This window comes from Pseudanabaena yagii GIHE-NHR1 (assembly GCF_012863495.1).
Taxonomy (GTDB): Bacteria; Cyanobacteriota; Cyanobacteriia; order Pseudanabaenales; family Pseudanabaenaceae; genus Pseudanabaena; species Pseudanabaena yagii.
On the sequence record NZ_JAAVJL010000001.1, the window covers coordinates 2566563 to 2581439 of the forward strand.

Below are 14877 nucleotides of genomic sequence, written 5' to 3' on the forward strand. Positions count from 1 at the left end.
CACCAGCGATCGCAGTTAAAAGCAGTGCAAAATTGGCTAACAGATGTAGGCATTCCAATAGATGCTTGCCAGATCTTCTTGCCCAATAGCTCTGCTGCACAACATCTAGAGCAATGGCTGAGCCAGTCTTTCCCTTGGCAATATGGACAAATCGACTGGCAGCTTGTCCCTGAAAGTATCTGTGTAAATTGGCATAGTGATGATGATGCGATTTTAGCTTTTCAGCAGCTTTGTCAGGTTAAGCAATTAATCAGCCCCAATGTCAATATCCTCTGGTGTTCTGCCCATCAGCCCACTTTAGAAATGCCCTTACAACTGGTTAAACCTGTGATCGCGGAAATTGTGGCGCAAGATTGGGATACATGGATCTTTGAACCCTTTACTGGTTGGTGTATTGAGTTTTACCACGAAGGAACAATATGTTACGGTACATCCCCCCAAAGATAAAAGGCAGAGATTCGCCCTGCCTTTTATCTTTGGGTAGTCCAGATAAATTTTCAAAAAGCTTGCAAAGCAAGCTTTTTGAAAATTTATCTGGATTTTAAACAAGCATAAATCGCTGTCACGATCAAAAATTCAAACCAAATATTGCAAAAAATTTACATCAGCTATGTTATATTAACAAATGCGGCAGCTTGGCTCAGGTGGTTAGAGCGACGGTCTCATAATCCGTAGGTCCCGGGTTCAAATCCCGGAGCTGCTATAAATATAGAAAAACATCGGTGTTATATCCCAACGCCGATGTTTTTTGTTCATGATAGTATGTAGACAATTTACTCCCTAACGCAAAGGACAGGATTATGGGATTACTCGATCGCATTGGTATGGTGGTCAAGTCCAATGTAAATGCAATGGTTACGGCTGCTGAAGATCCAGAAAAAATTCTGGAGCAATCAATCATTGATATGCAAGAAGATTTGGTGCAATTGCGCCAAGCTGTCGCGCAATCAATGGCTGCCCTCAAGCGCCAAGAGCAACAATATAATCAAAGTGCAACTCAAGCCCAAGAATGGGAAAAGCGGGCAATGCTAGCTCTCCAAAAGGGAGATGAAAACCTAGCAAGGGAAGCTCTCAGTCGCAAGAAAACCCATGCGGACGCGGCGGCAACTTTAAAGGTTGGGTTGGATCAACAAACAACTCAAGTAGATACTCTCAAGAAAAATCTAATTGCGATCGAAGGCAAGATTTCTGAGGCGAAAACCAAGAAAGAAATGCTTAAGGCAAGATTGCAATCGGCTAAAGCTCAAGAAAATCTCAACAATATGTTGGGCAAGGTAAATACTAACTCTGCTGCTGCGACGTTTGAGCGCATGGAAGAGCGTGTATTAATGGCAGAAGCTAAGGCAAGTGCTAGCTCTGAACTGGGTATGGACAATCTAGAATCACAGTTTGCTCAGCTAGAAGCTGGTAGTGGTGTCGATGATGAACTCGCCGCCCTCAAGGCAAAGATGATTTCTAGTAGTCCCACACCTCAAGGCGCATTACCTCCATCGGATGCGGCAAGACCAAGTGTTGGTGCAGCGATCGATGCTGAGCTAGAAGCTCTTCGTCGTCAAATGGGTAATTAAATCTAATCCCCAAAAGAAAAAGGCTCGCTTTGCGAGCCTTTTTCTTTTGGGGAGCTAAGTCAATGGTTGATGTCGATAAATAGCGATCGCCCAAAACTTTAATGCTCAGCGAATCTCAATCAAGTCACCTTTACCAATGCAGGCAATCCGATCTTGTTCAGGAATAAATAGAAAAACATCTTTACCAGAAATACTCACACAGTAACCAATCCAGCCCATACTGATGTGGCGGAATTTGCGATTATTTAAATAGGGGTTATTGTTATTCAACGGAAAAATCCTCTGCCCAAAGCCAAATCATTAGATATTTTAGGAAATCTGGGATTATCAGTACCTAAGTATAAGGATTAATCTTAATAATTCTACATTTGACAGTAGTGATCGCCTGATCAATACCTTTCGCTACAAAAGGTTATAGGCAGAGCTTTGCTCTGCCTATAACCACCCTAAATCATTTTTAGATTTTTAGGTTTGTGGAAGTGCACCCCGAAGGGGTGCGCTTCCACAAACCATTTGGGATTGCTATATAACCACCCATATATGACTATCCTTAGTTAACAATTTAGTTCAGAATTAATTCATGAGGAATTGCAATCCAAACACTAAACTGATTGGCATTTGGGGTAATTAATAGTGCCATACATAAATCTAAATCTCTTCTACATCCTGCGATCGCTTCATTAAGAGAGTCATAATTTTTATCAGCTACAAAAATTTTGCCTAAGAAGATAATTGCTTTTTCTGTGCCAGTAATAGTATTGATGACTATGGAGCGAACTTGATTTAGTGAATTGAGGATCATTACTTTTACCCTTTGCAAGAATTTCTCTATGGATATAAGTATGGCTTTCTCTCTAGGAATGGATGGCGATCTCACAGCTATAGATCCTGTGATGCTCAGTAACCAAAAATGCGATCGCTATCACAGGCATCAACAAATAAACCAAAGCTACAGCCTGTTTAAAGTATGCCAGAGAATCTTTTGAGATCTTGGCGAAGTCAATATCTCAAAAGATTCTCTCAGTGCCAAGTCAGTATAAAAAATTACTTCAAAGCAAAAGCTGCGGTATAAAGTACCGCAGCTTTTGCTATCTTAAAAACCTGTGATTTCGGGGATTTAGAGAATGATTGCGAGTAATAAAAATGCAATCACTGCACCGTAGGATTTAACCATCAATTCGCCAATAGTAACTTCCATCATTGCCTTATTCCTTCCCTTTAAATCTTGATGTCAATAATATCTAGCTTTTTGAAGGTTAGGCTGGTGATTTCGCGCTCCATATTTAAAGGAATTACTCACAGATCTTCTGTGATTTCTATCACCTAAGCATCGAGACATAAACCCCAAAAGCCATGGCGCACGCGCATCGTGCGCCACGGCTTTTGGGGTTTTGTTGTAGCTAACTAGATCAATTGTCAAACGAAAATTAGAACTGTAACGAACACTCAGTGCTACAGTTCCAATTACTTACTACTTACCACCTAAAGCAATTAGGGCTAAGAAGCTACCACTATTCCATAGGCAATGTAATAGCATGGAAGATAAAAGGTTTTTCGATCGCCAATAGACAAATCCCATTACTATTCCCAAAACACTTAGGGGAATAATGTCTGCAATATTCAAATGGGCGAGTGCAAATAAAAATCCGCTAGTAGCGATCGCCCCCCAAACTGGTAAAAACTTGGTCAGTGAAGGTAATAAAAATCCGCGAAATAGGTATTCCTCGAAAAATGGTGCAGCGATCGCCAAAGTTGACCAGAGCAGAAGCTTTGGCAAAATATTTTGGCTTTCCGTCAAAATTGGCAACAGGGGATTACCACCACCTTGACCTTGGAGAAACTTTTGGCTGATCACAGAGACAATTAGCACCAGTGGCACAGCAGCAAAATAACCACCAATTCCCCATACTAGCCATTGTGGCGAAGTCAATTTAAAGCGGAACCAACCTTCAGGCAAGGGACGATAGGCAGCCAGACTAAACCGTAAAATCGGCAGCATCGGCATAACCGAGACTGTATAGGGAATCAGCACCAACAAGGCTTGTAATGTATAATCTTCGCTAACTCTTGATTCAATTCCTAATAGTTCAAAAATTAAGGGCAATACTAACTGAGTAATTAAGCAAAAAGCAGAGAACCATAAAACCATAACTTCCCAAATCGTCTCCATTCCCCAAGGAACTTGCCAGTTAATTTGATTGGAAGTTTGATTAGCCGCGCTTTCTGATTTGGTATCTGATTTGGTATAAAAGGGAGAGGATTTACGAAAGAAAATCCATTGAACTAGTAGCCCTAACCAGAGCAAAACGCCAATACTGCCACCGATTAGTGGAATGGAATTGACAATTATAAGGCGTTTAATTGCTGTCTCTACAGCGATTTGAGCTTGTTGGGCGAGGTTGCTTAATTCTTCACTTCTTTGTTGAGCTTGATAGAGCTTAGTGAGTGCAACTTGGCGATACCAACCATCAAGGGTATTTCTAATTTGAGTTTCTGCATTAGGGAACAATATGGTTGGTTCTGACCATAATCCTTGGAGAATTTGGGTAGTTAATCCATAGCTGGTCATGGATTCGCCCTCTATCTCCTTAACGTTTGACCATGTTGTGATTGCGCCTTGAATATCTCCCGTTTGGATCTGGAGCAATCCTGCCCGCATACTGATCTCGCTGACGGCATTTTGCTTTTTTTGGAGTTGTTTCGAGATAGATTGAGAATCTGCACCACTCACATCTTGGGAAAGCCGCTCAAAAGCAGATTTATTCGCTTGAAGCACCTCTTGGTAACTTCTTAGGGACTGCGTATAGATATCTTGAGGATCTCCATCACTGATCAGTGATTGCAAGAAATCTCCTGCGAAATGATCCTTTTCTTGATTAACTGATTGGGTCACTTGCAAAATTAAATCTGTTTGTAGCAAATCTAATTTTGTCTGCTCCTGTGGATTATTCCAACTTACCTGCAACGTCAGGATAATAAAAAAAACAGACAACAGGCTAAGAACACTTAATAGTAATGATTTCGCATTCCAAGATTTATCGTTTAACGACTGAGAATCCATTCTTTTATTTCTTTAGTTTTAGGCAATAGGATATGGCAAAGCAACGCCCATCCTATCATTTTGCACTTGTAAACCGCAAACCAACTATTCCACCAATAATCAGACTAATACAGATAAATCGCGTTAGGTCACGGGGTTCTCCTAAAAATACGGAACCAACGATCGCAGTTCCGACGACACCAATACCTGTCCATACGGCATAGCCTGTGCCAACGGGTAAGGTTTTTAAGGCTTGGGCAAGAAGGATAAAACTGGCGACAAGGGTGGCAATCGTAATCAGGCTAGGAATAGGTTTCGTAAAGCCATCGGTATATTTCAAGCTACTCGCCCAAACAACTTCCAATAGTCCCGCAATAATTAAATTAATCCAATCCATTATATTTCTCTAAATCTTTGACAGCAATTTTTGATTAACCGAACCAAGAAATTTTTAAAAGTGTTGCGGAGCAACACTTTTAAAAATTTCTTGGTTCGGCTTTGCCTAATTTCTAGCTCTCAATGATAGTGAACTCATCACAACGCTGACGGAACTAAGAGCCATTGCTAAACCTGCGATCGTGGGATTGAGAGAGATGCCAAAACTGGGATAGAGAATACCTGCGGCAACGGGGATCGCTAAAGTGTTATAGGCAAAAGCCCAAAATAGATTTTGGCGAATTTTGCTGAAGGTGGCGCGACTGAGTTCGATCGCAGGGACAACATCGCTCAGCCCATGACGCATCAACACAATATCCGCAGTTTCCATTGCCACATCAGTTCCTGAACTGAGGGCAATGCCGACAGTGGCACTGGCAAGGGCAGGGGCATCATTGACCCCATCGCCAACCATCGCCACACGCTGACCTTCTGCGAGTAATTTGAGAATTGCATCGGCTTTGCCATCGGGTTTCACTTCCGCGATCGCTCTTTCGGCGGGTATACCTAACTGATTAGCGATCGCGATCGCTGTTTCTTGGCGATCGCCTGTGAGCATCCAAACCTGTAAACCCATTGCTTCAATTTGGCGCACAACTTCAGGGGCTTCGGGTTTAAGGCGATCGCGAATTGCAATTATCCCCAAGAGTTGAGTATTCACTCCCACGAAAATTGGAGTTTTACCTAACTGGGCTAACTGTTGCGATCGCTCTGAAATTTCACTAGGAATTGTCACTTGGCGATCGTTTAACCATGCCGCATTACCCACTAGAATCATTTCGCCAGTTGTGAGTAAGGCTTCCACACCGCAACCAGCCACAATTTGCGAAGATTGGGTTGGTAGTAGCTCGATGTTTAGCTCTTGGGCTTTGGCGATCGTTGCTGCGCCAAGGATATGGTTTGCGCCGACTTCGGCACTAGCCGCTAGTTGTAAAACCCTTAGAGCCGATGTCGGCACTTCGCGATCAATCAGACTTTTAAAAGTAGTTTGATCGATCATGCTTTTCCCAAACACCATTAAGTCATTGGTGATCACGTCTGTAACTTCAGGTTTGCCCGTTGTCAAAGTCCCAGTTTTGTCAAAGACAACTGCGGACAATTGATCGATTTTTTCTAGACTTGCCCCACCCTTGATTAAAATTCCTTTTTCTGCGCCCATGCCTGTGCCGACCATGATTGCTGTCGGTGTGGCTAAGCCCAATGCACAGGGGCAAGCTACTACTAAAACCGCGATCGCTAAGCGCAAACTAAATACGATTTCCGTATGGAGCAAGCCATACCAAATGAGAAAGGTTAATGCTGAGATTGCCATCACCGAGTAGGCGAAATATCCCGCCACGCGATCGGCTAAGTACTGAATCGGTGCTTTACTTGCCTGTGCTGACTCCACCAGTGACACAATCCGTGCCAAGGTCGTTTCTGCACCAGTTTGTAAAACTTGGACAGTAATTGCTCCCGTCAAATTCAGAGTTGCCCCTGTGACCCTTGCGCCTAATTGCTTCGCCACAGGCATCGATTCCCCTGTGAGCATTGACTCATCAACACTAGAGCTACCCGTAATGATCTCACCATCGACAGGGATTTTTTCGCCAGCCCAAACCACGATGCGATCTCCAACTTGCAAATCTTCCACAGCGATCGGGACTTGAATCTCACCATCAGTAGAATTGACAAGCAATCTAGCACTCGCAGGTTGCAACTCCATGAGCGCACGGATAGCGTTGGAGGCTTTGCCCTTAGCCCGTTCTAATAAAGCCTGTCCTAACAGCACAAACCCCAAAAGCATGACAGGTTCTTCAAAGAAGCATTGCCAACCTAGCTGCGGTACATATAAAGCGATCGTGCTTGCCAAATAGGCGGAAATCGTTCCCAGTCCCACCAAGGAGTTCATGTTTGGGGCGCGATACCATAATGATTTCAAACCATCCCACCAGATCGGACGACCAACCCAGCCAAGTGCCACCGTAGAAACGATCCAATGGGCATACATATTGCCAAAGAGCGGTAGATCCACCACCCCGATTAATCCTAAATGTCCGACGATCGCTAGAATTACCAGCGATGCAGGAATAGCTACTTCTTGACTAATGCCAAACCATAGAGTTGGTGGAACGGTTGCATTAAGAGATTTAAGCTTTGACTGGCGATCGCTTTGATCAATAAACTCCGCTGAAAATCCTGCCTTCGCGATCGCTTCAATTAACTGCGGGGCAAAATCCTGTGGTGTAGTCTCACCGCTATAAACGACAGTTGCTTTCTCAGTTAATAAATTTACACTCGCAGCTTTGACTCCTTCACAGCCAAGCAAACGCTTTTCTACAACTGCCACACAACCCGCGCATTTCATACCTGCGATCGCTAAAGCTAAAGAGCTAGAGGGCACAATAGATGGCGAATTTGTTATTTCTATTGGTTGAGTTACTACCACAAACTTGTATCCCGAATCTACAAAAAATCTCAAAAGATCTAATATCGAATGAGTCAATACCCATTAAAAAACGATACCAAACTGTTATGGGTAATCTAGCTAGTACTAAAAGCTGATAGCCACATCTCAATACATAGGGTTAGCATATACTCAAATCTAGTTAAATTAGCTGGGTAATTCTGATCCAACTTCTCGATAGCAATGCTCGTCTATTCTTGTCTTGCTTATTATGTGTGACTGTTAAACTTAAAGTTAGGGGTATGGCGAATAGTAATAACTCTTCTCCTAACTAGTACCTAACTCAAGGTATAGCAGTTTTTAGACAAGTACATATAAGCTTAAAGTTCACTAGATTTTCAGGCTTACCCCAATGGTTCAAAATTCTCTGACACTGAGTTAGCTAATGTCCATTTCTGACAGCGAGTTTTCTATTCATTTTTGGGGTGTACGTGGCAGCATAGCGACCCCTGGTTCAAGTACCGTGCGCTATGGTGGCAACACTCCCTGTGTAGAAATGCGCTGCCAAGGCAAAAGACTTATCTTTGATGGTGGAACGGGGATTAGAGTATTAGGACAACATTTACTCAAGCAGATGCCCATCGAAGCGAGTATTTTCTTTACTCATAGTCATTGGGATCATATTCAAGGGTTTCCTTTTTTCACGCCTGCTTTTATTAAGGGCAATCTTTTTAAAATTTACGGCAAAATCGCTCCTACTGGGCAAACGATGCAGGAACGTCTAGAGGAACAAATGCACCATCCTAATTTTCCTGTACCATTGCGCGTGATGGGTTCCTGTCTGAAATTTTTTGATGTAGAAGTTCCGAGCATAATTGAGGTCGGGAATGGCGTAACGGTTGAGTCAGGATTGCTCAATCATCCGGGGGAAGCGACAGGATATCGAGTCAGCGTTGGCGATCGCTCGGCAGTTTATGCCACGGATACTGAGCATTTCCATGATCATATCGATCAGAATCTTGTCCATCTTGCTCGCAATGCCGATGTTTTGATTATGGATGCAACCTATTCTGATGAGGAATATTGGTCAACTACTAATCCCAAAATTGGTTGGGGGCATTCGACATGGCAAGAGGCGATCAAGGTCGCTGAGGCAGCAAATGTCAAAACCCTAGTAATTTTTCATCACGATCCTCTACGCAGTGATGATCAATTAGATGAGTTTGAAGGCTTAGCCAAAGAAAAATTTGCGGGATCTGTAATGGCAAGGGAAGGGATGTGTATTTCTATTCCCATTCGCACCGATGCCAAGCCTTTAGTTAAAGTTTAATCTTAATAAGGCTAGGCGGCGCATCGCGCCGCCTAGCCTTATAGTGTTCCTTAAAGCAAATCTTGAATTATTACTGCTATTTACGTGAACCTTGGAGTTTCCTCATAGAGTGTCTTGAATCTCTTGAGTTAATGCTTGTTCATCCTAGCCTAGGCAGTTTTATCAAATGTATACAGTTTTAGAAGCGATCGCAACTGCCAACCCACCCTACAAGCGCACCCAGACTGAAGCCGCCGACTTTATGTTACAAACCGAAAGTTTATCGGCGGCAATTAGAAAAAGAATTCCTGCAATTTATGCAAATTCTGGTATTGACTATCGCTATAGTTGTATTCCCGACTATGGTGGCGATCTTCAGCATTTTGAACTCTATCCCCCTAATTGGGAACTCAAACCTACACCAACCACCTTTAGTCGTAATCAGATATATGCAATCTATGCCCCAAAACTAGCTATACAAGCAGCCGAACAAGCGATCGCGCAGGCAAAACTTACTGCTCAAGAGATTACGCATCTGATCGTCGTCAGTTGCACAGGTTTTTCGGCCCCGGGGATAGATATGCACTTAATTAAGCAATTGGGCCTGCCCTATACGATCGCCCGCACGATGATTGGATTTATGGGCTGCCATGCGGCTTTTAATGGATTAAAAGCCGCTCATGCCATTTGCCAAAGCGATCGCCAAGCCAAAGTCCTATTAGTATGTGTTGAGTTATGTTCCTTGCATTTCCAAGTTGCCGATACCCTCGAAAATACAATTATTAATGCCATTTTTGCCGATGGTGCAGCAGCAGCGATTCTTGCCTCCCATCCATTTGCGGAAGCAGAGGGAAAGCTTGCCTATACCGATGGATGTAGCCTCTTGATTGAGAATACGGAAGAGTTAATGAATTGGACAATTGGTGATACGGGGTTTCTGATGGGCTTATCACCAAAGGTTCCAGAAGTAGTTGCGGCTTATCTGCCTAATTATTTACAAACTTTCTTAAATAAACACCATCTTACGCAAAACAATCTTGATTTTTGGGCAATTCACCCAGGGGGTAGAAAAATCATTGAGCAAATCCAATCAATTTTTGCCTTAAGCGATCGCATGGTTGCTGATTCCTATAATGTTCTGCGGCAATATGGCAATATGAGTTCGCCGACGATTCTATTTATTCTCAAAGAGATATTAGCCAAACATCAAGCAGGAATTAGCGATCGCTCTAATTCTACTTTTCATCATGGAATTGCCTTAGCCTTTGGTCCTGGACTATCCATTGAAGGTTGTTTATTTCAGAAAGTCTAAGACCCTCACCCCTAGCCCCTCTCCCGCAGGAGAGGGGAACAAGATTTTTTGCTCCTCCTCTCCTGCGGGAGAGGGGGCTGGGGGGTGAGGGCAAGATTCATAGTCAATCAATTATTTTAGGAATATTTATGCCTTCATTTCAAATCCGCACCGATCAAGATGAGTTGATGGATGATTTCACAATTCAGGATGAACGCCTGACGGATGCTTTAGAACAACTGCGCCCAATTAATCAACTCTTGGGTGGCTATGCAACTACGATGGAAATTATTGCTCCTTTTTTGAGAGCAAAATCGCGATCGCAACCAAATCAAACGATCCGCATTCTGGATTTGGGTACGGGTATTGGCGATTTTCCTGAATATATTGTGCGGTGGGCAGCAGCGCAATCCTCTGTGATTAATGTCGAAGTTGTGGCGATCGATGCGAATCCCGTAACGGTGGACTATGCCCGTTCTGCCTTACAAAAGCGTTTACCGTCAAACTTGCAATCAAAAATTAATGTGGAAGTTGCCGATGCTCTGGCGCTTCCCTACGATGACGGTGAGTTTGATATAGCGATCGCTGCCATGTTTTTACATCACTTTGCCCATGAGAATGCTGTACAAATTGTGCGATCGATGCAGCGTGTATCCAAGCATGGAATTCTGATCAATGATTTACATCGCCATCCCCTCGCCTATTACGGCATCTATGCCCTTACAAGGCTATTGCCTGCGGTAGATATGGTGCGGAATGATGCACCCGTTTCTGTTTTGCGCGGATTCAAATCTCCTGAATTAAAAAGCATCGCCGAATCCGCAGGTTTAAGCAATTTCTCGCTCAAGTGGCGCTATGCCTTTCGTTGGGTATTAAGCAGTGTAGAGCTTAAGTAATAGAAGTAGGTGGATGTTCTCCCATCTTTACCCACATTCTGCGTACACGAATTAATTCAGGACGATTCATTTTTAGTGCTGCAATGGTTGCTCTACCAATTGCCGTAATCCCTATGATTTCTGTGCTATCTTCTCCCCAATTAAATTCCTCTAACCATTTTTGCTTTTGAGGATGAAATAGTGGGACTAATTCTTGGCTTAATGGGTCAATTGCAGTCTGTCGTGACGATTTATAGCGATTGCAAGACGGACAAGAAAGGCATAGATTCTCAAACGTTTTAGCTCCGCCTAATGAGCGAGGATTAATATGTTCAATTTCAAATGTCGTTACAATCAGAGATTCAGCCGTTTGGCAATACGCACAACAGTTGGAAAATCGTCCCCGAATTTGACGCTGTAAATCGACAGAAATATATACGCTCACGCTGATTTTGCATAGTTCTCTATGCTTTTTAAGGTATATCTAGCTCTAGTTTTGAGAATATTTAACTGATCCACTCTGAGCAAAAGTTGATCTAATTTAGCTAATTCATTGTTTGAAAGGATATTTTCAGAATTACGTGCCAACATGTCACTAAGTTGTTGTTGAGAGTCAGTTGTCAATTTACTCTCAGCTAATGCTTCTAGTTCAGGAATACTTAGACCTTGTAGTAGGTCAGGATCAGTATTTGAGGTCAACCGATTGTAGGTTGTGATATCTAACACAACTCCAACTTTTTCGCCTTGTTGGTCAGTTATATATTGCAAGGACATGGCTTTTGCTAGGTTAGCGAAGTTAACAAACAATTTATACTTACTTCAAGATACAAGTAAGAAATTCTGAGGTCAAGCTTATAAAGGTCTTATTTTTGGTGAGTTAAAATTATTAAAGGCAAATAAAATATAGATGGTTACTAATTCATAATATACACAAATAAATGACAATTAAATTACTAAAGAGAATAACTCACAAAAATTTTAAGGGTATAAGAAAATCTGTTCAGGAAGTAAAAGTTTTACCCAAGAAACTTGAAAAATCATTAGAACAAGCAAACAAAATAGTTCCTGTTGTCATTCGTAATCCTCTAGATAGTACTCTTCCATGTAGAAAAGATGAGCCTTATCTTGGAGCACATATTTTTGTAGTTAAGATTCATCCTAATTTAGGATTGCGATACCAGCATCATGGGATATACGTTGGGGAAAACTGCGTTATTCATCTAATGGATAATGGCATTGTGAGTAAAATTAGTTTGAAACAATTTCGTCGTATGGGACGAAAACACCGCTACGGGATTATACATAGTCCTCGTAAAGGTTCTCACAAAATCGTAGTTGAGAGAGCTAATAAACTACTTCGTAGACAAAAACTTAGATACAATTTGTTAAATCGAAACTGCGAACATTTTGCTCATTATTGTCGGAGTGGTGCATGGAGAATTTGAAGAGACTTTATAATTAAAAAAGTTTATCTTAGCGAATCTGTATAAGTTAAATTCTTTCTAACGAAAATAGAGTGTTTTTTAACAGTTTTACTTAATGTCACTCCATTAAAAGTTTAGAATCAATGATATCAGGATAAAATATGAATTATGACGCGATCGCGATTGGTGCTGGGCTATCGGGCTGTAGTGCTGCCATTCAACTAGCAAAACTTGGTTATCGTATATTACTGCTAGAGCAAAGCCATTATCCTGTACACAAACTCTGCGGAGAGTTCCTTTCCGTTGAAGTTACCGCAGCATTTGAGAACTTAGGTATATTGGAACAGGTTCACAAAGTCGGCGCACATCCGATTCATCGTGCTTACTTAACTACCTCTAGCGGCGCATCCTTTCGGAGTCCATTGCCTAGCACTGCTCTTGGTCTTAGTCGCTATCAACTAGACCTGATGCTATTTGAACGTGCCAAAGATTTGAATGTCACTTGTATCGACAATACTAAGGTTACGGGTGTTACGGGAAATCTTGCAGAGGGATTTCAAGTTAGTACTACTAAAGGAGAATTTTCTGGACGCTTAGTATTAGGAGCATTTGGGAAAAGATCTTCCCTCGATCGCACACTCAATCGTAAATTTATCGCCAAGCGATCGCCTTGGATTGCCTATAAAGGACATTTCACAGGGATTGATATTGGTGATGTGATCGAGTTGCATAGTTTCCCCAATGGTTATTGTGGATTGTCACAAATTGAAACTGGGGAAATCAATGTTTGTTGGATTGCCCATGAACGAGTGATGAAAGAGCCAATTCATCAAGATTTAGGTATTCCTGAATCCTTGGCGAAAAACCCTGTACTAGCCGATCGCTTTGCTCATATGCAGCGAGTTTCGCCTTCTCTACAGGGCTTAAGCCAGATTAGCTTTGCGCGTAAAGAAAACTTTTATAACGATATCTGTATGATTGGTGATACAGCGGGCATGATTACGCCGCTTTGTGGTGATGGCATGGCGATGGCTCTACGTGCAGCCGAAATAGCAGTTCCCTTGGTGAGTCAATTTCTCGAACAGCAAATTAACGCGATCGCCTTTAAGCAACAATATACGATCGCATGGCAAAGGGAATTTCAAATGCGCTTACAACTAGGGCGAATCATGCACAATTGCTTTGTGCAGCCACCCCTCGCAAATATGGGAGTGAGTCTATGTCAGATGGTTCCTGCATTAGGTAATTGGATTATTGGTGCAACTCGTGGGAAACCGCAGCAATTACTCAAAACTGACTTTGCGAGTAATGCGCTCACCTAAAGCAATGCCGACACCTGCAAGGAGAAAAGCGATCGCTGTTAGTAAAATCGCATTTGGCGTGGAAAGCATCTCTGAGGATTTGGGAACGAGATAACCAAAGATAGCGATCGCCCCTGACAATCCGCCAAAGAATGTCCCAACTGTTAACCCACCGAGTGCCTTCGGAACCATTGTGAGGGCAAAGGCAACCATGCCATTATTTACGGCACTGAGGAATCCTAATATCAACAAAATAACGATCAAGGAAGCGATCGCCCCATAGCCACCTGCTAACAAGCCTAGTCCCGCCGCAATTCCACCTAAACTAAAGATCATCAAGCGTTTGTTATCGATAAATTTGGAGATATTACCAGTACCGACCGCCAATAGCGCCTGAGTAATTAATGCTGAACCCATTAAAACTTCAAAGGATAAACCTGTAAGTCCTGTAAGATCTGCTTTGAGGGTGCGGGGTAACACATCTCCCATCAGCAAGCGCATTCCTAAACCGATCGCTCCACCAACGAGCATCACGATCGCTAAATTATTTAAGAAATCTCTAATCTTGAATGGTTCCGCATTTTCTAAGGCGGGATTGAGATTTTTGGGAATATAGATCATCGCGCTGCGTAAACCTGCAACACCTGCGAGCAGGGTGAATGAGGCGATCACAAAGGTCGCTGGTGCGCCCAGTCCCAGAATAAAGCTAGTCGCTAAGGGGCGAATCGAACCGACAAAACCACCGACCAAGGTTAAAACACTACCTGCAAGCGGCAATTGGGTAGCTCCCGCAAAGCTTGCCAATAAACAAATCACGGGACTGCGAAAGGTTGCCATGACGATCGCCCACAGAACCGCCAAGCTCGGCAAGATCAAGCGGACAATTTCATTGGAACCACCAAAAACGACGACGGCAGGCAGGGCAATAAATAAAGCTGTTGAGCCAATTACTCCCGCCACAATCAAGGGCATCCGTGAGCTATACCAACGCTGCCAGCGATCGGAGAGTCCCCCAAATAATGGCTCGATAATTACCGCGATCGCACTTTCGATCACCAATAGCAACCCTGCAAATTGTTGAGCTTGACTAGTGGGGTATGCAAACACCTGCTCGATAAACTTGGGCAAGTACACCGCATACGCTATCCAAGTCAGAGAGATTGCCCCCTGCACTGAGGCAAGACTCCACACTTGCAGCCAACGTATTTGATTAGATGCTGGATTTGGTGATGGTGCGATCGACATAAA

16 protein-coding genes and 1 tRNA gene are annotated in these 14877 nt (G+C 42.9%); 9 read left to right on the forward strand and 8 right to left on the reverse strand.

All coding sequences use genetic code 11. The features are described from left to right. Positions 1–24: 24 nt before the first annotated feature. The 3 genes from HC246_RS11735 to HC246_RS11745 all read left to right on the forward strand — a co-directional run bounded on the left by HC246_RS11735 (position 25) and on the right by HC246_RS11745 (position 1568). On the forward strand, positions 25–447 hold the full coding sequence (locus HC246_RS11735) for a CDI toxin immunity protein (RefSeq protein WP_169363546.1): 423 nt from the start codon (positions 25–27) through the stop codon (positions 445–447). A 182-nt stretch (positions 448–629) separates the two neighbouring features. After that, positions 630–703: transfer RNA gene (locus HC246_RS11740), tRNA-Met, on the forward strand. A gap of 97 nt (positions 704–800) precedes the next feature. Further along, the gene (locus HC246_RS11745) at positions 801–1568 is read left to right on the forward strand and encodes a PspA/IM30 family protein (RefSeq protein ID WP_126388881.1); all 768 of its coding nucleotides are present in this window, start codon (positions 801–803) and stop codon (positions 1566–1568) included. Between the two features lie 105 nt (positions 1569–1673). Here HC246_RS11745 and HC246_RS11750 read toward each other — a convergent pair whose 3' ends face one another. Next, complete coding sequence (locus tag HC246_RS11750) at positions 1674–1838, reverse strand: hypothetical protein (RefSeq protein ID WP_169363547.1); 165 nt, start codon at positions 1836–1838, stop codon at positions 1674–1676. Positions 1839–2130: 292 nt separating this feature from the next. Further along, entirely contained in the window at positions 2131–2370 is a 240-nt protein-coding gene (locus HC246_RS11755; protein ID WP_169363548.1) for a hypothetical protein, read from the reverse strand. Positions 2371–2410: 40 nt separating this feature from the next. Here HC246_RS11755 and HC246_RS11760 point away from each other — a divergent pair, with 40 nt between their 5' ends. Then, positions 2411–2554 (forward strand): hypothetical protein, encoded by a 144-nt coding sequence (locus HC246_RS11760; RefSeq protein ID WP_169363549.1) that lies wholly within the window; start codon positions 2411–2413, stop codon positions 2552–2554. 485 nt (positions 2555–3039) lie between these two features. Here the strand turns inward: HC246_RS11760 and HC246_RS11765 are convergent, their stop codons facing one another. From HC246_RS11765 to HC246_RS11775, 3 genes are all read right to left on the reverse strand, one after another. Further along, positions 3040–4629, reverse strand: a complete 1590-nt coding sequence (locus tag HC246_RS11765) for a CPBP family intramembrane glutamic endopeptidase (protein ID WP_169363550.1) — start codon at positions 4627–4629, stop codon at positions 3040–3042. A 55-nt stretch (positions 4630–4684) separates the two neighbouring features. Continuing rightward, a complete protein-coding gene (gene sugE / locus HC246_RS11770) occupies positions 4685–5005 on the reverse strand; it encodes a quaternary ammonium compound efflux SMR transporter SugE (RefSeq protein ID WP_169363551.1) in 321 nt (106 codons plus the stop codon). A 105-nt stretch (positions 5006–5110) separates the two neighbouring features. Next, positions 5111–7471, reverse strand: a complete 2361-nt coding sequence (locus HC246_RS11775; RefSeq protein WP_318655928.1) for a heavy metal translocating P-type ATPase — start codon at positions 7469–7471, stop codon at positions 5111–5113. Between the two features lie 403 nt (positions 7472–7874). Here HC246_RS11775 and HC246_RS11780 point away from each other — a divergent pair, with 403 nt between their 5' ends. The 3 genes from HC246_RS11780 (at position 7875) to HC246_RS11790 (ending at position 10925) form a co-directional block, all read left to right on the forward strand. Continuing rightward, positions 7875–8759, forward strand: coding sequence for an MBL fold metallo-hydrolase (locus tag HC246_RS11780; RefSeq protein WP_169363552.1), 885 nt, complete (start codon positions 7875–7877; stop codon positions 8757–8759). A gap of 166 nt (positions 8760–8925) precedes the next feature. Beyond that, positions 8926–10050: a type III polyketide synthase gene (locus HC246_RS11785; protein WP_169363553.1), complete on the forward strand. Its 1125-nt coding sequence runs from the start codon at positions 8926–8928 to the stop codon at positions 10048–10050. Between the two features lie 128 nt (positions 10051–10178). Then, entirely contained in the window at positions 10179–10925 is a 747-nt protein-coding gene (locus tag HC246_RS11790; RefSeq protein WP_169363554.1) for a methyltransferase domain-containing protein, read from the forward strand. Here the strand turns inward: HC246_RS11790 and HC246_RS11795 are convergent. Both HC246_RS11795 and HC246_RS11800 read right to left on the reverse strand, forming a co-directional pair. Continuing rightward, on the reverse strand, positions 10918–11349 hold the full coding sequence (locus tag HC246_RS11795; protein ID WP_169363555.1) for an HNH endonuclease: 432 nt from the start codon (positions 11347–11349) through the stop codon (positions 10918–10920). The genes HC246_RS11790 and HC246_RS11795 overlap by 8 nt on opposite strands. Then, positions 11346–11678 (reverse strand): hypothetical protein, encoded by a 333-nt coding sequence (locus HC246_RS11800; RefSeq protein WP_169363556.1) that lies wholly within the window; start codon positions 11676–11678, stop codon positions 11346–11348. Before HC246_RS11800 ends, HC246_RS11795 begins: the two co-directional genes overlap by 4 nt. Before the next feature lie 164 nt (positions 11679–11842). Here HC246_RS11800 and HC246_RS11805 point away from each other — a divergent pair, with 164 nt between their 5' ends. Both HC246_RS11805 and HC246_RS11810 read left to right on the forward strand, forming a co-directional pair. Next, complete coding sequence (locus HC246_RS11805) at positions 11843–12349, forward strand: lecithin retinol acyltransferase family protein (protein WP_169363557.1); 507 nt, start codon at positions 11843–11845, stop codon at positions 12347–12349. Positions 12350–12489: 140 nt separating this feature from the next. Continuing rightward, positions 12490–13650, forward strand: coding sequence for an NAD(P)/FAD-dependent oxidoreductase (locus HC246_RS11810; protein WP_169363558.1), 1161 nt, complete (start codon positions 12490–12492; stop codon positions 13648–13650). Here the strand turns inward: HC246_RS11810 and HC246_RS11815 are convergent. Continuing rightward, positions 13612–14874 (reverse strand): MFS transporter, encoded by a 1263-nt coding sequence (locus tag HC246_RS11815; protein WP_169363559.1) that lies wholly within the window; start codon positions 14872–14874, stop codon positions 13612–13614. The two genes, HC246_RS11810 and HC246_RS11815, sit on opposite strands and share 39 nt — an antisense overlap. Positions 14875–14877: the final 3 nt, after the last annotated feature.